We start from the raw sequence: 20,290 nt of genomic DNA, 5'->3' as shown, positions 1-20,290 counted from the left end.
CGTCTGCCTTACAAGCAGAATGTCGGCGGTTCGATCCCGTCAGCGCCCACCATATATTATCCTTGCTCCAATCCTGTTTTTTTCATAGAATCTTACGACTATAATAATTTAAAAAAATTAAAAACTATGAGAAATCCATATCAACGCAAGGCTGCGTCAAAGAATCAAAATATCGTCTATAATGCTCAAGATATTTATAAACAATTTATTGAAACCATCGTCGTTCAAGGTTCTATCAGCGCATTATATGATGACGGTTGGGCTTTATGTGCCACTCCTACCGGTCAGCGTGCTTTCGCCGTTTGGCAACATAAAAGCCTGGCAAAATTATTAATCAAAGATAATTGGGAAAGATATCAAATTCAGGATATTTCACTAAAAGATTTTGTTGAAAAAGTTATTCCTTTTTTGCGTCAAGAAAATACCTGTATATCGATGGATTTAACGCCAGAAGGGCAAAATGTTCTGGTTGCACCGGAAAAATTATTATTAGACATAAAAAAATATCTTTATCGGATTTATTTGCAAAAACCAGAATTATTCAAAGACGCCAGGTTGCCTTTGCCACGTAATATTCGTTTAAATTAATGAGTCAAATCAATGATTCTTAAATTTCTTTAGCAATTTAATATTCGTTGAGTAACCAGCCACTGATAAAAGCAAAGTATTCTCTTAACCAAGAATTGTAGCGAATATATAAAGGTGTCGAAGCACTTTGGGCTAGAATGTTTTGATAGCCTTGATGTCGGGCTATGGCTTTGGCACGTAAAATATGAAAATCACTGGTTGCAATGACGATGGGCTGATCGAGGGTAATGTGATGTTCCAAAAGTAGGGTTTGAGTATTACGCAAATTCTGTTCAGTGCTGGTACTTTGATCTTCTAATAGAATGCGAGATGGCTCAACCTGATGATGTTTTTGGATGTATTCAGACATTACTTCAGCTTCAGTCATCCGCTCTTTAAAACCTAAACCGCCAGTCATCACTATGATTGTTTGAGGATAGTGCTTGGCATATGTTGCGGCGACCTCTAAACGTTGTTTTAAAGTAGGGGAAGGTTGTCCATTTTCTATACCACTCCCCAATACAATAATTGCGGCTGCTGGCTGTGGAGTAAGATTTTGCTGAATTGTATATTGTAAATAAACGAAAAAAATCAGTAATGTACCAAGCCACATAAAGAATCCTGCCCAAGTACAACGCCATATAGTCTGTCGTAATTTACTGATTTGGATAAATTTTTGAATCCACTTAAAACATATGGCATACAGAATCAACCCGATACCGATAATAACAGGAAGAATGATTCCCAAATGGATTTTATCGAGTGATAGTAACCATAAACCATCGAGTGCCAATAAGCTGCCTATGATAAAGCTGAAGCTACGTTTTAGAGGATCAGACATAAGAGGATTTTGTATGAATGTTGCTGTTAGTTTAAACAATTTGGATGTTTTAAGTATAAAAAAACCGAACGCTAAGGCTCGGTTTTTTATTGGCTTTAATATTTAATAAACGTCACGACGATAACGACCATCTTGACGAAGCTGATCAACCGTTGCTTCCCCCAGAATATCAATCAATGCCTGATCAACATCACTGGCCATGCCATTGATGCTACCGCAAACATAAATCACAGCGCCATGATCCACCCAGGATTTAAGTTCTTGAGCTTGCTCGCGTAGTACGTGATGTACATAGATTTTTTGTTCTTGATCACGAGAGAAGGCTAAATCGAGGCGCTGTAGCATGCCGGTGTTTTGCCACGCTTCAATGGTACTTTGATAGAAGAAGTCATGTTCACGTTGACGTTCCCCAAAGATCAGCCAGTTCTGGGTATAGTCCTGACGGGTACGTACGTGTAATAAACTCATCAATCCGGCAATACCTGTACCGTTACCAATACAAATTACAGGACGGTTATCATCAATCAGATGGAAGGATTCATTGGTACGAATACGCAGTGCAACCGGGCCATTTAATACTGCATGCTGAGTCAGCCAGCCTGAACCTAGGCCCAATTGTCCCTGAGCGTCCGATTGTTGACGAACTACTAAACGTAGCACTTGTTGTGATGGAATACTGGCAATTGAATATTCACGTGAAGGCAGAGGATTTAGCTGTTCAAGTAAATGTTCCATATTGGCAAAAGGTTCAACCTCCACGGTTAAATCTTTATCCCATAGTGCCTGTTCAATACTGAGCTGTAATGAGTCTACTTGTGTACGCGCTTGAATTTGATATTTTTGCATAAACTGGGCAATACGTTCAGGACTATTACCCGGTTGAATCTCTGCAATATCACCGGCTTGCCAAATCACTTCATGGGTTGGCTTTAATTCAATATTAAAGGCAGGCGCACCTAGACTATCTGGATTCAGCACATTACGTTTTGTGAGTGTCCAGGTATCGAATATTTTTTCGATATTCATGGCTTGCAACTCAAGCTTAGTGACTTTGGCTAAAGCATTGTTCCAAGCCTGAATCTGTTGATTGTTGGCATTATCCACTTCAATGGTCGCAAACAATTGCTGCGCCCTATTTTGCTTTAACCATGCCTCAATTTCATGTCCAAAACTACAGAAAGTGTCTGAGTATTCGCTGGAACCCAAAGCTAAAACAGCATACTTTAGATGGCTTAAATCAATTTGTGATGAAAGTACTTTCTTGGTAAAACTTGAAGCTAAATCTGGCGCTTCACCTGTGCCGTAAGTACTGGCGACAAACAAGACTTGCTCAGTATTTTTTAAATCATCCAGGCTTAAGTTTTGTACGCCTTTCACTGTTACAGGTTGTCGAGCTTCTTGTAAGCTGGTCGCAGTACGCCAAGCCAGTTGTTCGGAAATGCCGGTTTGTGTGGCATAAGCAATCAGCCAAGGTTTTGCATTTGGATCAATACTGACAGCAGTCAAGCTATTGCGTGCAGCTTTCGTGAGTTTCTTTTGTTTACGGCGCTTAAGATACAGCATCCAGCCTGTAACAAAGAATAAGGGCATGGCTAGGGCGGCTAACATTGCCAGGAATTGGTACACCGGGCCAAAGAAGCTTCCACGGTGAACCGGCAGCATACTGCTCATGATTTTTTCATTTAACTTTTTATCTTCATAAATTTCCATGTCTTTAATAGATGAAGTTTTATAGTCAAATGTGGCTTTATTGCGTGCACGTTCATGTTGCGGGATAGCATCCACAAAAGTCAGTTCAACTTCGCCATTGGCTTTTTTCGGCAAGTTCAGGGTCAGACTAGAATAATCACGACCGACTTGGGCATTAAATCCAGTCCATGTCTGGGTGAGCGCAAGATTGATTTGCTCAGCGCTTAGACCACGTTTATCACCACCTTCACCACGAGAACCTTCTCGATCTTTGCTCGTAGATTGTGCCTGTTGAGCGTCATCACGTCCTTCACCGCTTGGGGTGTTTCCGCCACGTTCACCGCGACCTTCTCCAGCGCCACGCTGTGGAGCTTCACCTTTTGATTCTTTTTTTTGTTCGACCCCCATCACGGTATACAGACCGCTACGCCACCAGCCATAAGACCAGGTTAAGCCAGTACAGGCAATAATCAGGAAGAAAACAACCACCCAGGTCCCCACAACCGCATGTAAGTCCCACAGGAAATTACGGCCTTTAAGTTTAGGTTTAATCAGGAACCATTGTTTAAAAGAATGCTTTTTAGGCCAACGCAGGTATAAACCACTGAATATAAAGATCAGCAGCATTAGGGTGCATGCACCGGTAATCTGCTTGCCGACTGGTCCAATGGTTAAGTTACGATGTAACTGCTGAATAAACTGAAAGAACTCGCGTCCTTTAATTTCGGGTAAAACTTCGGCAGTGTAGGGGTTTATCATCATGTTATAACCCTTGCGTGCACCTTCTTTGACAATGTTCAGGCTGGAAGATGCGTTCGGGTCTTTGGCCACAGTGATGCTATTAATTTTCATCTCTGGATCAGTACTATGGAAATGCTGATAAAGTTCTGCAGGGGTTAACTTGTCCCGATTTTCAGCTTGTACGGTATAACTATCTGGATTCAGCCATTTTTGAATCGGTTGTTCATAGGAATAAATGGCACCGGTAACCCCCATAATCGAGAGAATTAAACCAGCGGTAATCCCGAGGAACCAGTGGATCTGAAAAAAGATTTTTTTTAACATAGCTGAAAAGATGTGGGAGGTGGACGATATTAGCGCGAATTATAACTGAACTTCTGGAAGATAATAAGGATTTTGCAGGTAATATTTATTCTCATTCTCATTTGTATTTATTTTAATTAAAAAACCCCCAATTATTTGGAGGTTTTTAGGTAAATCGTTTTGATTAAAACAGAGCTTAGACCTGTTTTGCTTCGCCGACTGTTTCTTTTAAATGCTTGCGAATGGTATTAAATGAAAAATTCTTCGAATCCATACGTTTTGGCAAAATATAAGCACCTTGCTGACCCTTAACCTTGAAGTTAATCAACATAAAGTCAGGTGTGTTATACCATTCATAAATATCTTTCCAGCCAATTGCACCAACACCTTCCTGCGCACCCATTTTTTGACGCATGATAAGCCCGTGTGGTTGCACACCTAAACGAATGCCCTTAATTTCCTGTACTGGGAATTCATTCATTTTACGTTTTACATACCATTCCAGTCCGAATTTACGGATGAGGAAGTACGCCACGACGCAGACTAATGCAACCCAACAAAAAATAGTCGAATAATTCTTTAATAGGATAATACCAACAATAGATAGCGCAGCCACAACCGCCATAATTATCCAAGTCTTGGTGCCAATTTTGTTGGTACTACGCCAAATAGCAAGTTGAGCTTGACGTTGTTCAGCCTCTGAAATTTCATAGTTCACAGGCTGTAGGGTATAAGCGTATAAATTTTTCGCGGTCATAATGAATTAACAAATCTAGAACTGTAAAAAGTTTAGCATTATTTATCCCCATTCAGGGAGTATATTGTTCCAAAATCATTCGAATTATAAGGAGCCCAATTCGGTGGCTTCCTCATCACGGTCATGACTCAAACTTTGCTTTAAGCGACTGAGTTGTTTCAGAATACTTAACATCAAAGATAATTGCTGTAAAACAATCAACGATTTCTGATCATCTTCATTATTTTGGCTTAAGCGTTGACGAGCGGTATTCAACATATTCTGTGCTGTCAGATCGGGAACTTCATCTTTTAATAAAGAACCTTGGATATTCTCTAAAGCCAGATCTAAAAGATTTAACACTTCTTGATCTTGTATTTTTTCACGATGTGCCCCGAGCGCGGCAATATAGCTCAGCAGGGTGTGATTTAAACATAAGAATTCAAAAGCCAGGCTTTTTTGTGTGGGATCGAAATCCGGTTCTGTGGCTAAGGTTGAAATCAGGGAGGCAACTTCAGCATCATTATTATGTGCAGCACGACGTACTACACGATATTTCAGACCATGATTACGCCCTTGCTTATATTGTTCGATCACTTCTGCCAAATAATTACATTGCGCGGTGAGTGAGCGATTGATGGTGCGCGACAGGCGACGGAATTTCCAGTCTGGAAAAATAAAACTGACTCCAAACCATGCCACTGCACAGCCAATTAAGGTATTAATCATGCGAGGCAAAGCTGCATCAAAGCCCATTCCATCCAGATTGAAATTAATCAGCGCAAGAATGGTAATAAACGCGGTGGCCTGGGCATATTGTTTACTGCGCAATTCAAAGAACAGCACGCCACTCAACACTAATAATAATAGTTGACCTTCAATCGACGGGATAAAGTACAAAACCGCATAGCCCAGAATAATACCCACTAAAGTCCCGACTATACGCAGGCGTAAACGACGTTTGGTGGCATTGAAGTTCGGTTGGCTGACAAAAAGAGCAGTCAGTAAAATCCAGTAACCATATTCAATCTGGGTCACTTGAACAAAAATATAACCGATAAGCAGAACAATCGAGACCCGTATTGCATGTCTAAACAGCACAGATTCCGGGGTTAAGTGCTGTTTGATGCGGATCAGCACATCATCCCAGCCTTTCAAGTCGTCATCTTTCAACTGGTTTTCAATGTGTTTGGTTTTATCAAGCTTGATATGACGTTCGGTTTCTACATTACGGAGTTGAGCATCAATCGACTTTAAATTTTGATAGAGGGAAAATAATGCGTTGATCCAGACTGGGTCATATTGTTGTTCAGCACGTAATTTTTCTAAAGAAATTCTCAAGTTGGTAAAAGTATGTTTAAAACGCTTATTATGTTGATAGGTTTCACGGTGCAAAATGCTGTAACTTAAGTCTTTACAGGCTTTAGCCTGAAGGGATAAAACCCGCTGGAAACGAAATAAAATGTCGCTATGTTCAAAGATTTTAACCAGTTTCTGATAGTCAATGTGCGCTGAATCGGCACGTTCATGAATATCTTGAGCCACAAAATAATACTGCAAGCTGCGACGGGTATCTTTTTGTCCACGGTCACCCTTTAAACGGGTCAGTAGTGCAGTTTTCATTTCATTGAAAATACCGACCAGTTTGCCATTTTCCAAAGACAGCTCAATCATGCTTTGTTGATAACTGCTTGGTGTCATATCGACATCAAACAGATTCGATTTCGCAAATAAGAAATCCCCTAGTGACGAATAACACTGTGATAATTTATCTTGGACTTGGCGAACCGGAAACAATAAAAAACTGACTGTTGAAATCAGCCCATACCATGCAGCACCTGCAACCAATAGCAAGGCTTGGGTATACCAGTTATCAAATAATCCCACACCTAGCATCGAGTAAACGGAAACTACCAAGCAACCATAGGAAATAGTGGCGTAGCGCCGTCCCAATGAGCCAAGAAGAATCCAGCCAATGCAGGAAACAATCAAGCCTAAGGCAAATAAAATCGGATAAAGAAATAAGAAATAAATCGAGGTGGCGGTAATAAAAAAACCGATGTAAGTATAAACCAGGTTCATGATACGAACTGAAAAACGGTCGTCAATATCACTTAGGCCTGCAGCCACCACACCCAAGGTTAAAGGAATAGTCGCCAGTTGTTGCCCCATAAAATAAGGTACAAAAGCAGTACCTGCGAATGCAATCACCATGCGCAGGTTATACATGAAAGTAGTGTTATACGTCGCTTGTTTAAGACGTGTGAGCCAAGATTTCAAATTATGTCCTTACCACAAAGTGATCTATGCATCAGTGAGGTGAATTATGTGATTTTTCACTCTCCATTCTGAGAAATAATACTATGTACAGTGTAAGCTTGTCTTTAAAGCCGTCATTTAAAAATTAAATATCAATATGTCTGAACAACAGTCTACTCAACAATATTCTACGACATGGATCATGCTGCTGGCATTACTGACTTCACTCGGTCCACTTTCCATCGATATGTACTTGCCGGCATTGCCACAAATGGCCAATGACTTTGGGATCAGTACCCAGATGATGGCCAATACTTTACCTGCCTATTTTTTAGGTCTGGCCTTGGGCCAACTGATTTATGGTCCTTTGAGCGATCGAATTGGCCGTAAACCGCCCCTTTATTTTGGTTTGGTGCTTTATATCTTAGCAAGTATGTTATGTGTCTTTGCAACCGATGAATGGAGTTTAATTGCAGCGCGTATTTTACAGGCTGTTGGGGGCTGTGTCGGGGTAGTGATTGCACGGGCTGCCATTCGTGACCGTTTGGACATGCAAGCTTCTGCGCAAGCCTTTGCCAGTATGATGATTGTAATGGGGATTGCACCGATTATTGCCCCCAGCTTGGGTGCAATCGTATTAAAGTTTTTTGCCTGGCAAGCAGTCTTTGTCTTTTTAACGCTGATGGGCATAATCTGCTTGCTGTGCGTACACTTTTTCTTTAAAGAAAGCCTGACGCCCGAACGCCGTTTAAAAATGAATATAAGCCAGATATGCAATTTATATGCTGTGATTTTTACCGATCGTAGTTTTAGATTACCGATGCTGGCGGGCTGTTTTTCGGGTGGCGTATTATTTTGCTATATCAGTTCATCGGCTTCGGTATTGATGGATGATTATGGTTTGAATCAGCAGCAATTCGCTTATGCCTTTGGTTTAAATGCCTTTGGTATTATGTTGTTATCTACGCTAAATAAAAAACTGGCACATCAATTTTCGGTACTTGGTCGTTTGAAAATAGGGGGGGTGCTTCAGCTGATAGGCGCATCTATTTTGTCCATTTCCGGTCTGATCGGTCAGATCCCATTGTGGATGGTGCTCTCAGGCATGTTTTTGGCGGTTGCGGGTATTGGCTTTACAGGACCGAATGCTATGGCCTTGGCAATGTCGGAACAAGGATCGCGTGCAGGAACTGCCAGTGCCATTATGGGGAGCATGCAGTTTGCCTGTGGTTTACTCGGTGGTGTGATCCTGAATTTCCTGATTTGGAATTCACTTTTAAATATGGGCTTGGTGATGCTCATGTTTGTAGCTATAACTTTGCTGGCGATCATGCAATTAAATCCGCCTGCATCCCATGAGCAAGCAAAAACTTAAGATTAAAAGCTAAAACAAAAAATTATAATAAAAAGAGACTTAAATAGAAGATTAAAGGTCTCTTTTTATTTTTAGATTAATTGAACCGGCTTATTTATCCCACTTACTCATCCAGAAACACGGTAAATTCTTCAATCGCAATACGTGGGGTAATAAAGGTGTTTACGATATTCTCCGGATCTGCATAACCCAAGGCAACTGTACAAACCAGTTCTTCATCTTCAGGGGCATTCAGTACGTCCAGTACGATGGGATGAAAGTGATTCCAGGCTGCTTGAGGGCAGGTATCCAGACCACGCGCTTTGGCCGCGATCATGACATTTTGAATCATCATGGAAATATCCATTTTAGAACCAATACCCATAATTTTATTTACAGTAAAATATAGAGCGACAGGCGCATCGAATAACTGAAAGTTGCGCAGTTGTTGGTGCGCCATTTTTTCTTTTTCGCCTTTTTTTATATTTAATAATCCGTATAAACCCCAGCCATTTTCACGGCGACGCTCAATAAAGGGCGAAATCCAGTTTTCAGGATAATAGGCAAAAGTCTCTTGGTATCGGTTTGCAAGTTCGGGTTGGGTAGCCAGTTCAATCTGTGCTTTACATACCCGTTCAACCATTTCATCACGTTTTTTCCCCGTCACTACATAAACTTTCCAAGGTTGTGTATTGGTTCCTGAAGGTGCCCGACTCGCCACAGTTAAAATGTCTTTAATAATTTGCGGATCAACTGCTTTATTTAAAAAAGCCCGTACAGAATGACGTGAAGTAATCGCATCATCAACATGGCGAACTTGTTGCAAATTCATAAAAATTCCTTTTGAAATGAGTTTTTTAGAACGAAGTCCTATATACATTAGTCTAATATTTGAACCTGCGACTATGTACAATTTTTTCATAAGTTAAAGAATATATTCAATATTTTAAAGAAATATTTAAAAAACAAGATTGTTTTTTAATCATTGTTCAAGAAAACTGATTTTAATAAAGTAGAGAACTTGATAGATTGTTTGCAACATATCGTTTACATATGTTGTACTTTTATAATACGTTAAGCTTTTTCACTGTACTAATAAGCAGAAAATGCAATGATTTTTAAAGCTTTTTAAAATTTTAAATCATGATTTTTCATTGATTTTTCGAGTTTTTAAGGGTCAGTTATGCACGGATGCGAAATATTTAAATTGGAGATTAGAATGAGTCGCTTACTCAACGGTAAATTTATGGCTAAAAGTTTAGCATTAGCAGTGACTGCTGTAATGGTAAGCACAGCACATGCAGGAAAAGCTGAGCAACAACAAATTCAAGAACTACGTCAAGAAGTTGAAACATTAAAATCTTTAATTCAACAGCAACATCAAGTTCAACAACAGCAGCAAACTCAAATTGAGCAAGTTAAAGCTCAACCTGTTCAACTTGCAGCAGCACCAGTAGCTAAAACTGAAGCACCAGCGACGGGCTTTAAAACAAAATCGGGCGCAAGTGTAAACCTATATGGTTTCGTTCGTGGTGATGCCAACTATATTATTGAAGGTGCAGATGATGACTTCGGTAATGCTGCTAAAGTTGGCAATGGTACCGTTGGTTCCGTAAATGATAAGTTGCGCGCTACAGCTAAAACCACCCGTATCGGTTTAGATTTTAGTTCGCCAGTAGGTGATGCAAAAGTCGGTGGTAAAGTTGAAGTTGATTTTGCAAGTGCGGCTGAAAACTTACGTATCCGTCATGCTTATTTGACCTATAACGACTGGTTGTTTGGTCAAACCACTTCTAATTTCTTGTCAAATCATGCGCCTGAAATGATTGACTTTGCTACAAACATTGGTGGTGGTACAACACGTGTTCCACAAGTACGCTATGGTCTTAAACTCGCTCCTGCCACTCAATTATTTTTCTCTGCTGAAGAGGGCGATAGCTCTGCTACAGATATCAAATACCGTCTGCCAAACTTAACCGCAAAATTAACTCAAGGTTTTGCCGATGGTAAAGGCTCAGCATCAGCACGTGCTTTAGTTGAAAATTATAAATCGACGACAGCAGACGATAATAAAACAGGTTGGGGGATTGCTGCTGGCGTAAATTATCAAATCACTGATCCTTTAAAAGTGTCTGCCGATGTTTCACATGTAGTGGGTAATAGTAATTACTTATATGGCAGTAATAGTGCGTATTCTGTAGTCAATGGTGATATTGAGCAGAATGAATTTACAGCAGTACAAGTCGGTGCGACTTACAAGATTTCTCCTCAATTACGCTCAACCTTGGCTTATGGAGCAATCTTTGCTGATGATGGCAATGATTATGCTACAGCTAATTCAACTGCACTTGTAGCAAATGAGAAAGTTCAACAAGCGTGGATTAACTTTATTTATTCACCGGCTGCACCGATTGACTTGGGTATTGAATACGTCAACGGTAAACGTGATACTTTTGCCGGACAGTCATTTAAAGATAACCGTGTAGGCTTAATGGCGAAATACAATTTCTAATCAAAAAATTAGACAGCAAAATAAAAAAAGAGGCGATTTATTCGCCTCTTTTTATTTCTAGTTGGAAAAATATGAGTAGTTGTTTATAAAAGCTATATATTTAATAAATTAAAATATAAAAAGTCCGATTGTGGGTAATAGGCAAAATTGTAAATAAATAGAGACATTAATAACAAAATTTGGATAATATACGCTCTTTTTGAACATTACTTGGCGTGATAGCTTTATCATTGCTGAAAATGCATGTTTATTTTTGCGTATCCTGCAAAAAATGGCATGATGAGGACTAGAAGCTTTAAATGAGACGATCTCTCATGAGTAAGCGGGTTAGTAGGGATTTAAGGAAATGTTCTTTCTTTGAATTCCAAAAATATAATAACTTGCGTCGTCTCTTTTTTATTTTTCCATCTATATGGAAAAATAATCTCCTTGTCTATGGTTTCATCAAAAAATGAATTTTTTATTCCTTTTTGTTGTACAGCTTTTATTTTGTTTGGTCTTTGCCAAATGGTTCTTGAGATTTTTTAATCAAGAAAATACTAAGGCTATAGAACAAAAAGAATCCAACTATTTTATGGACAATGATGATGGAATTTACTTTTAATGCCTTTTATACGCTCATTGCAGCGGTAATCGTTCTTTTATTAGGACGGTTTCTTGTCAATAAAATTGATTTTTTAAGACGCTACAATATACCCGAACCAGTGGCGGGCGGCTTAGTTGCTGCAATTGCTTCACTATTTGTGCACAATATTTGGGGTTTGAGCATCTCTACAAGTACTGAACTCCAAACCAGCTTTATGCTGATTTTCTTTGCATCCATTGGTTTAAGTGCAAACTTTGCCAAGTTGAAAGAAGGTGGTTTAGGTCTGGTGATTTTCCTGGTTTGTGTGGCTTCATTTATTATCGTGCAAGATTTTGTCGGTATTAGCTTAGCGACTTTACTGGGAATCGATCCTTTAATTGGCTTAATTGCGGGTTCAATTACCTTGACAGGCGGGCATGGTACAGCGGGTGCCTGGGGTGAGATTTTAGAAGTTGAACATGGCATTCAAGGTGCTTTAGCTTTGGGTATGGCCAGTGCGACTTTTGGTTTAATCATTGGCGGCATCATTGGCGGTCCTTTGGCTAAAATGTTGATTAACCGTCATCAGCTTGCCCAGCCACGTAGCAATAAGCAAATAGAAGACCGTGATTCAACACTCAATGCCGATACAGATTCAACTGAATTTACCCAATTTGAATATCCGCATCAGGTGCGTTTAATTACGGCTGATAATGCGATTACCACTTTAGGTATGTTTGCGGCATGTTTAGCTTTTGCTGAATTCATGACTGGCTTTAGTAAAGGAACCTGGTTTGAACTTCCGACCTTTGTATGGACTCTAGCCGGCGGTGTAATTCTGCGAAATGTGCTGGAAGGGGTATTTAAAGTTGGAATTTTCGATCGTGCAATTGATGTATTCGGAAATGCCTCGTTATCGCTTTATCTCGCTATGGCATTACTGTCTTTGAAGTTATGGCAATTGTCTGATTTGGCTGGTCCACTGGTTGTCATTCTGGGTGCGCAAACATTAACTATGGCACTTTATGCAGCATTTGTGACTTTCCGCGTTATGGGTAAAAACTATGATGCTGCCGTACTTTCTGCAGGACATTGTGGTTTTGGTATGGGTGCGACACCTACTGCTGTAGCGAATATGCAAGCCATTACCAATATGTATGGCCCTTCGCATAAGGCATTCTTGATTGTTCCGTTATGTGGGGCATTCTTTGTCGATTTAATTAACGCCACTGTCATTCAGGTGATTCTTAAGTTTTTTGTATAAGTCTGAATGTATTTCTAAAAAGCCCTAGGAATCTAGGGCTTTTTTATTACTGAAAATTATAAAAAGGTCAGAATGAGCTGGTAGACCATGAAACTGCCCATTAAGCTGAGCCAGACGGGTAGCTTGGTTTTGAGTAAGGCGATGACTACAGCAACAAATATAAGATCAGTGATCTGTACAATATAATGCTCTGCCATTTGTATGACCATACAAAGCAGAAGTCCCACCACAGCCGCATTGATTCCTACAACCGCATGACGAATATAAGTCTGATTCATTAACCATGACCAGTAGGGTAAGGTTCCAAAAACAAGAAAAAAGGAGGGCAGGAATATAGCTAATGTAGCGACACAGGCATTCAGGATCGGATATGGGGTTAAAGGTGTGAGTGCACCCACATAACTTGCAAAGCTAAATAAAGGACCAGGCATCAGCTGGGCCAAGGCATAACCTAAATCAAAGTTCTCGGCAGAAATTAAACCAGTTGCAACGAAATCTTGATGTAAAAAAGGCAGAATGATATGTCCGCCCCCAAAAACCAGAGAAGCGCTACGATAGAAACTTTCTACAACTTGTATGAATACATTGCTTTGCTGCAAGCTCAGAAAGAGAAAGATAAAAAAAGGTAATACAAAAAGAATGATCCAGAAATAAGCATTTGATCTTTTTGTAGAAGAGATCGTATCTGTTAAAGAAGAGGCTTCTACTTTGTTTTCTTTGGCAGGAGTAATTTTTTGTGTGAAGAATATGCCCAACCATGCCGCGATAAAAATCACTATGATTTGATTCATCGGCAGGGAAACCGTGTAAATAAAGATTGTGGAACAGAGCATTAAAATGTATTGCCAGATTTGGGTACAAAAGCTTTGAAGCATTTGCCAGAAAGCCCATGTCACCACAGCCAAAACAATAAGTTGAATACTATGAAAAAACGCTGAAGAAAGCAGCGGTGAAAATTGTTGGCCTAATATTGCTACCGTAGTCATTAATATTGCGGAAGGTAGAGTAAAACCTAACCATGCAAGTAGCGCACCTCCATAGCCTTTTTTCACATAGCCAATCGCCAAACCCACTTGGCTGCTGGTTGGTCCAGGCAAAATTTGTGCCAAAGCAACCAGTTGTGCATATTGTTGGTCATCTAACCATTTTAATTGTTTCACAAAGGTGTGATGAAAAAACACCAGATGCGCAGCAGGACCCCCAAATGCAAGGCAACCTAATTTTAGAAAAGTCAGGAAAATAGTGCGATAATGAAGGGATGGCATAGATAAATTCATTAAGGTCGATCTTTTAAAGTTTAATATTTTTTGATGGCAGTTTAACGAAATACTACAATGTGAAAAACATATAGTTCTTAAACTGTACGACTTTTAAAAGATAAGCTGATCAATCTTTGGGTGGTTCATGATAAATATCAAATTTGGTTATATTGCTTTAGCTGTAATAAGTGTAGCGGGATGCCAAAGTGTTCCGCATTCTAAGCTTACTGTAGGCTCTACAGGCTTATCTGAATCTCCCAGTGTAGATGCACAAGTACATGCCGATCGCATTAATTTTAAAAAATTAAAAAAACAGGAAAATCGTCCAATTGTTGCTTTGGTACTGGGTAGTGGCGGTGCACGGGGCTATGCGCATATTGGTGTAATTCAAGTATTGGAACAACAAGGCATTCATCCTGATTTTATTGTGGGTACTAGCGCAGGAAGTATTGTAGGTTCAATTTATGCCAGCGGTAAAACTGCGAATGAATTACGTGATATTGCCTTGAATATGAAAGCCCATGATGTGCGTGATGTAAAACTGGATATAAAAGGTTTTTTTGACGGCAAAAAAGTTGAAAACTACGTCAATCAACAAGTGAATAATACCCCGTTAGAATTACTTAAAACGCCAATGTATGTGGTGGCGACAGAATTAAAAGAAGGCAAAAAAGTGGTCTTTAATTATGGCAACACCGGGCAGGCAGTGCGCGCTTCAGTGTCTATTCCCAGCATGTTCGTTCCCACTAAAATCGGTACAGATGAGTATGTCGATGGTGGCTTGGTCAGTCCTGTACCTGTAGATGTGGCACGTGACCTGGGTGCAGATATCATTATTGCAGTAGACATTTTGGCTCAACCCATGCATACCGAAACCAGTAATGTTTGGGGCTTGTTTAACCAAAATATTAATATCATGCAGAATCATTTAGCCAGAGAAGAACTTAAACATGCAGATATTGTAATTCAGCCTGATTTAAGAGAAAAAGCACATATTTTTGATGTCAGAGGCCGTGAAATGACTATGCAAGCCGGTGCTGAAGCAACGCTCAATCAATTAAATACTATTTCAATTGTATTCAGTCAAAAACACTATTCAACTGCAACTCCAATTCAACAATTGAGTGTGCATGATTAATTGGAAGTTTAAATAAAATGAATGCTAAGAACGAGGTATAAGTTTTTATCATGAAGCCTTGTTCCTGTTTTTAATGGTGTCATAAGTATTTTAATTTTGATTGATAAGTGTGCAAATTAAGCTGGATTTTATTGTAAAGATAGATTAATTAATTGATATTGCTGAGTAAAATTAATTAAGTGCCTGAAAGTTTTATAATATACTATTTTTATATTAATGTTTTTTTGTTCAATTGTTTAAGTTTACCGCTGAGTTAAAAGTCAATACACTCAATTTTATTAGAGTCAATATGAAAATATATTTCTGTAAGGGGCGTTAAATGAATAACAGCAGGATGAATATAGAAACAATTAGCATCGGGCATAAAGTCAAAATGGCGACAATGGAACATCTTGTTTTTACAGTGACTGCAGAAAATGCGGATGGTACCTTAAGTATTGAAACACAGCTCGATCAGCAGAATGTGCTTAGTTATGGCAATATTTCCAGAGAGATGGTACGTAAAATCGCTTCTTAATGTTATTTAGCAGACCGTATTCTATTATTGAACCATTAAAGTCTTAAAAGAATATCGGTAAATAGATTTTTATTGAGTCTTAATTATATTCACTAGCTCATTATTTAAAAATGGAATGCTTTAAAATTTATGCGAATGTATTTTTTGTAGTCGATTTTTGAGTATTTATTCTATAAAACAAGGATAAATTAAAAATATAGTAGATACAGTATGTTAAATAAACAGTTATATATTTTTTTGAATGATACTAAAATCACTATAAATAATAATGATGATTTTATTGCCGATTTTGACATTCTATTTCGTAGAAAGACGATATAATAAGGGCTTAATACTATTGTCTATCCAAGAGTCTAGAGAACGCGATGTCCCCATTAGATCAAATTGCTCCAGCATTAGATGACCAGTCTGAATTAACTATGTCGGTTTTGATGACCCCAGATATGGCTAACTTTTCAGGTAATGTTCACGGTGGAACAATTTTAAAATTGTTGGATCAAGTCGCATACGCATGTGCCAGCCGTTATTCAGGGAGTTATGTGGTGACTTTGTCGGTTGATAAAGTCAATTTTAAAGAACCGATTCATGTGGGAGAATTAGTCACTTTCCTTGCTAGCGTGAACCATGTAGGGCGCACCTCTATGGAGATCGGGATTCGTGTAGAGGCGCAGAATATTCAAAAACGTACGATTCGCCACACCAATAGTTGTTATTTCACTATGGTTGCTGTAGATGAAAATGGTAAGCCACAACAGATTCCAGCGCTCAATTTAGATAATGACTGGAAGCGTTGCCGTTTTGAAGCGGCTGAACATCGCAAAGTAGCGCGTCTGCAAGAAAATCATCATCCATCCTGTAGTATTTATAAGAAAAATTCACAATGTTAATAAATATCAAATGAAAAAAGACCGCTACTTAGCGGTCTTTTTTTGATATGAAATGAGGCGGGATGTCTATACAACTTAACTCAATCGGCATAATATAAAACGATACGTATCGTATCGTTTTGGTGATTTTATGACTGAAGTAGAGAAAACGTCACGTCGTAAGCAATGTATTTTGAATGCAGTGACTTTAGCATTAGAAGAATATGACTATAGTCATTTGACTGTAGAAGATATTGCTGCTCGGGCAGGGGTCGGAAAATCAACAATTTACCGCTGGTGGAAGCATAAATCTGATTTGGTTTTCGATGCCTTTAAAGAACACACCGCTTCTGTATTTGAATTGGATTTTCAACAAAGTTTGCAATTTAATCTGAATCAGCAGCTTTTAAAGTTGTCGCATGCATTGAATCATCCTGTTGGACGGGCACTGTTGGTTGTCATGGCAGAGCATCGTGAAGCTGCGGGTGAATTCTTTAAACAGTATTTATTGCCGCGTCGTGAGCAAACCCGCAAGCTGATTCAAATCGCCATTCAACGTCATGAAATTATTGCTGACTATCCATTTGAGCTGATGCTAGATGCGCTGTATGGCCCTATTCATTATCAGATTATTTTCTTCAATCGTATGCCCGATGAAACGTATATTCAAAATCTTGTGGGTTTGCTGATGCAACCCGTTGTGATTCAAAAGTAGCGCTGCGCTACACTGAAGTGGGTCATTATGTCTGCAACGAGTACCGGGCGTTTATGGAATCGCTCTTTTCTATTGTGTCTGTTCAATAACCTGTTTTTATTTACGTATTATTATGCGCTATTGACCATTTTGCCGATTTACATCATGAAGGATTTAGGTGGGTCGGTCAAAGAAGCAGGTTTGGCACTCACTTTATTTCTGCTGTCTTCAATTGCAGTTCGCCCATTTTCCGGATTGATTGTTGAAAAATTGGGAAAAAAAATATCCTTTCGCGGTTCCGAATTTTTATTTGTCCTTTTTTCTTTTAGTTATCTGTTTGCAGATAGTATGTGGGCTTTACTGATTATTCGCTTTGTTCACGGCATTTGGTTTAGTGTATTAACCACCGTCACCGTGCCGATTGCCAATGATTTTATTCCGGATCACCGTAAAGGTGAGGGCATGGGCTATTTTGTCATGTCGACCAATCTTGCCGTGGTCTTTGGCCCCTTGATTGCCTTAACCGTGCTTCAATTTACCGACTTTATGATGCTGTTTGCCATTTTAAGCGCTGTGATCTGTCTGGGCTTTATTTTTTGCTTAATGGTGCCGGTACAAGAAAATAAACTCGACAAGTTACCTAACACGGTAGAAGAAAAACGTTTAGGTTTTCATGATATTATTGAAATGCGCGCAGTTCCGATTGGCTTTGTAGCCTTGCTAACTGCATTTGCCTATTCCAGCATTATGAGCTTCATTACCGCATATAGTGAATCTAAAGATTTACTGGCCTATACCAGTTTATTTTTTATTGTATTTGCAATTTCCATGATTGTGGTACGGCCCTGGGTTGGGAAAATTTATGATCGTAAAGGTCCTAGCGCCGTTATTTATCCATCATTTATATTCTTTGCCCTAGGCTTGCTGGTAGTGAGTTTTGTTTCAAATCAATGGATACTGTGGTTGTCTGCCATATTTATTGGAATTGGTTATGGTTCATTATTTCCCTGTTTTCAAACTTTAGCGATTCAATCTGTGCCCAAGCAGCGAATGGGACATGCAGTCTCAACCTTTTTCACCTTGTTTGATTTAGGCATGGCTATTGGTTCGGTAGTGCTTGGTTTGATCATTGCGAGTTATGGTTATCAAATGACTTATCTATTTTGTGCTGGCATTACTGTGGCAACCTTGTTTGTCTATAAATACTCAGTGGCATCAGCAGCAGTTCAACAATCCAAATAAAGAGGTATGGCCGTGGAATTACGTCATTTACGCTATTTCGTTGCAGTGGCAGAAGAGCTGAACTTTACCAAGGCGGCACAACGCATGTGTACGGTACAGCCCTCTTTAAGTCAGCAAATAAAAGATCTTGAACAAGAAGTCGGAGTGCAGTTGTTGATTCGGTCAAATCGTAAAGTTGAACTGACTGAAGAAGGCAAAGCATTTTTAAAAGAGGCCTTGTTAAGTTTGGAACATGCTGAGAAAGCTATTCAGGATGCCCGTCAAATTGCCAACTTAAACAAAGACCAGCTGAATATTGGGTTTGTGCCGGTAGCGGAAATGAAAATTTTCCCTTATATCATGCCGAATATTCGGGCACACTTTCCTGATATCAAAATTAACTTTCACAGTATGACCGATGCAAATCAGTTCAAGGCGTTAAAGAAAGGCGATATTGATATTGCTTTTACCCGCTATATTGATGAGTCGAGTGAACTTGAGCATGTACAAATTTTTAGCGAGCCTTTGGCTTTAATTGTTCCAAAAGATTCTCCTATAGCAGAGCAACGTCACGTCAGTATCAAGAGTTTTAACGATCAAGACTTCATTATCAGTGATGAAATTGCTTCACCGCAGTTATATAAAATTATTACCGACTTTTTTAAGCAATCCAAAGTGAATGTCAATGTGGTGCAGCAATCGACCAATATTTTATTGAATGTAAATTTAGTTGGGATGGGTGTGGGGTGGAGTCTGGTACCGGCTTATGTTATTCCACTGTTAGGGGATAAAATTGTGGTGAAAAACACCATTGAGCCTTTGCCGATGATTGACTTATATGCAAGTTACCGTAAAGGTCAAAAGAATCAAATCATTGAGCTGATTTTAAAAATATTGAAAGAACAGTTTTATATGGGATTCTTTTAAAAAATTAAAAACCTAGATGTTGCGTCATGTTTTAATAAATAAAAGATATTGCGTAACATCACAGTGTTTCATAAAACAATCCTTTGCATTACAACGATTCACAGAACAACAATGCACAAACTGTTTTATCACTTTATACTCAATAATTAAAACAACAAGATAGATTGAACAAAAATGATGAAGCTCTATAACAATACTCAATCACGTGGAATGACGCTTTTTCCTTTGCTAAAAGAACTGGCAATTGAAGATCAGATTGAACAGATCCAAGTTCCCTATGAAGACATGCATCAGGCTAAATATTTAAAGATTAATCCCATGGGAAAAGTACCATGTCTGGTCGATCAAGGAATGGTTGTTTCAGAAGTGGCGGCAATATTCACCTATCTGGCCGATAAATATAGTGAAAAAGGTTTGGCACCGGCATTAGATGATCCTAAGCGTGGTGCATATTTGAAATGGATGTTCTTTTGTCATGGCCCCTTGACCGAATATATGGACTTAAAAAGTCTTGAGGTGTCTAAAGAACAAATTGAAAAGAGAAAAACCGGCTTGGCTTTTGGTCATGAGGAAACTTTATTCGCTTTCCTAAAACAGGGCATGCAACAGGCCAACCCATATTTGCTCGGCGAGAAAGTTTCAGCAGCAGACTTATATCTGGCTTACTGGCTGGTTTTTGCCATCTCTTTTAAAATCTTGCCTTATCTGGATGAGTTCAAGCCTTTTATTCAACTGATTGGAAGCCGGAATTCGATGAAAGATGTACCGTGGTTTCAAAAGTTGAATAGCTAACTTTATTTTTTATATTGAGTCGAATAGGAAAAAATTAATAAAAAA

At 39.1% G+C, this 20,290-nt stretch carries 17 protein-coding genes; 11 read left to right on the top strand and 6 right to left on the bottom strand.

Annotated features, from left to right (window positions below; translation table 11 throughout):
• Positions 1–588: DUF2750 domain-containing protein (locus AC3CAU_RS14325; RefSeq protein WP_488368502.1), on the top strand; the 588-nt coding region annotated here is incomplete at its 5' end.
• Between the two features lie 37 nt (positions 589–625).
• Here the strand turns inward: AC3CAU_RS14325 and AC3CAU_RS14320 are convergent.
• The 4 genes from AC3CAU_RS14320 to yccS form a co-directional block, all read right to left on the bottom strand.
• Positions 626–1,408, bottom strand: a complete 783-nt coding sequence (locus AC3CAU_RS14320) for a YdcF family protein (RefSeq protein ID WP_447053474.1) — start codon at positions 1,406–1,408, stop codon at positions 626–628.
• A gap of 102 nt (positions 1,409–1,510) precedes the next feature.
• Positions 1,511–4,162 carry a PepSY domain-containing protein gene (locus AC3CAU_RS14315; RefSeq protein WP_447053473.1) on the bottom strand — a complete coding sequence of 884 codons (2,652 nt, stop codon included), beginning with the start codon at positions 4,160–4,162 and terminating at the stop codon, positions 1,511–1,513.
• A gap of 175 nt (positions 4,163–4,337) precedes the next feature.
• Positions 4,338–4,898, bottom strand: a complete 561-nt coding sequence (locus AC3CAU_RS14310; protein WP_131215610.1) for a YcxB family protein — start codon at positions 4,896–4,898, stop codon at positions 4,338–4,340.
• Positions 4,899–4,982: 84 nt separating this feature from the next.
• Positions 4,983–7,157, bottom strand: coding sequence for a YccS family putative transporter (yccS, locus tag AC3CAU_RS14305; RefSeq protein ID WP_447053472.1), 2,175 nt, complete (start codon positions 7,155–7,157; stop codon positions 4,983–4,985).
• Positions 7,158–7,293: 136 nt separating this feature from the next.
• Here yccS and AC3CAU_RS14300 point away from each other — a divergent pair, with 136 nt between their 5' ends.
• The gene (locus AC3CAU_RS14300; RefSeq protein ID WP_424620707.1) at positions 7,294–8,511 is read left to right on the top strand and encodes a multidrug effflux MFS transporter; all 1,218 of its coding nucleotides are present in this window, start codon (positions 7,294–7,296) and stop codon (positions 8,509–8,511) included.
• A 103-nt stretch (positions 8,512–8,614) separates the two neighbouring features.
• Here the strand turns inward: AC3CAU_RS14300 and AC3CAU_RS14295 are convergent, their stop codons facing one another.
• On the bottom strand, positions 8,615–9,322 hold the full coding sequence (locus AC3CAU_RS14295) for a nitroreductase (RefSeq protein ID WP_447053471.1): 708 nt from the start codon (positions 9,320–9,322) through the stop codon (positions 8,615–8,617).
• A 387-nt stretch (positions 9,323–9,709) separates the two neighbouring features.
• Between AC3CAU_RS14295 and AC3CAU_RS14290 the strand changes: the two genes are divergently transcribed.
• Together AC3CAU_RS14290 and gltS are read left to right on the top strand one after the other, a co-directional pair.
• The gene (locus AC3CAU_RS14290; protein ID WP_447053470.1) at positions 9,710–11,002 is read left to right on the top strand and encodes a DcaP family trimeric outer membrane transporter; all 1,293 of its coding nucleotides are present in this window, start codon (positions 9,710–9,712) and stop codon (positions 11,000–11,002) included.
• A 587-nt stretch (positions 11,003–11,589) separates the two neighbouring features.
• A complete protein-coding gene (gltS, locus tag AC3CAU_RS14285) occupies positions 11,590–12,831 on the top strand; it encodes a sodium/glutamate symporter (protein WP_131215600.1) in 1,242 nt (413 codons plus the stop codon).
• Between the two features lie 56 nt (positions 12,832–12,887).
• Here gltS and chrA read toward each other — a convergent pair whose 3' ends face one another.
• A complete protein-coding gene (gene chrA, locus AC3CAU_RS14280; RefSeq protein WP_447053469.1) occupies positions 12,888–14,096 on the bottom strand; it encodes a chromate efflux transporter in 1,209 nt (402 codons plus the stop codon).
• Between the two features lie 139 nt (positions 14,097–14,235).
• Between chrA and AC3CAU_RS14275 the strand changes: the two genes are divergently transcribed.
• The 7 genes from AC3CAU_RS14275 (at position 14,236) to AC3CAU_RS14245 (ending at position 20,245) form a co-directional block, all read left to right on the top strand.
• The gene (locus AC3CAU_RS14275) at positions 14,236–15,228 is read left to right on the top strand and encodes a patatin-like phospholipase family protein (protein WP_447053468.1); all 993 of its coding nucleotides are present in this window, start codon (positions 14,236–14,238) and stop codon (positions 15,226–15,228) included.
• 319 nt (positions 15,229–15,547) lie between these two features.
• Entirely contained in the window at positions 15,548–15,745 is a 198-nt protein-coding gene (locus tag AC3CAU_RS14270) for a hypothetical protein (protein WP_447053467.1), read from the top strand.
• 365 nt (positions 15,746–16,110) lie between these two features.
• Positions 16,111–16,632, top strand: a complete 522-nt coding sequence (locus AC3CAU_RS14265; RefSeq protein ID WP_131215592.1) for an acyl-CoA thioesterase — start codon at positions 16,111–16,113, stop codon at positions 16,630–16,632.
• Positions 16,633–16,762: 130 nt separating this feature from the next.
• On the top strand, positions 16,763–17,326 hold the full coding sequence (locus AC3CAU_RS14260) for a TetR/AcrR family transcriptional regulator (protein WP_447053466.1): 564 nt from the start codon (positions 16,763–16,765) through the stop codon (positions 17,324–17,326).
• Positions 17,327–17,353: 27 nt separating this feature from the next.
• Positions 17,354–18,547, top strand: coding sequence for an MFS transporter (locus tag AC3CAU_RS14255; RefSeq protein ID WP_447053465.1), 1,194 nt, complete (start codon positions 17,354–17,356; stop codon positions 18,545–18,547).
• A gap of 12 nt (positions 18,548–18,559) precedes the next feature.
• Entirely contained in the window at positions 18,560–19,453 is an 894-nt protein-coding gene (locus AC3CAU_RS14250) for a LysR substrate-binding domain-containing protein (protein WP_424620695.1), read from the top strand.
• Positions 19,454–19,630: 177 nt separating this feature from the next.
• The gene (locus tag AC3CAU_RS14245) at positions 19,631–20,245 is read left to right on the top strand and encodes a glutathione S-transferase family protein (protein WP_447054333.1); all 615 of its coding nucleotides are present in this window, start codon (positions 19,631–19,633) and stop codon (positions 20,243–20,245) included.
• Positions 20,246–20,290: the final 45 nt, after the last annotated feature.

The sequence above is a fragment of the Acinetobacter sp. GG23 genome (assembly GCF_057766365.1).
Note: the sequence above shows the minus strand (reverse complement) of the source record. Positions and strands in the feature narration are given on the sequence as shown.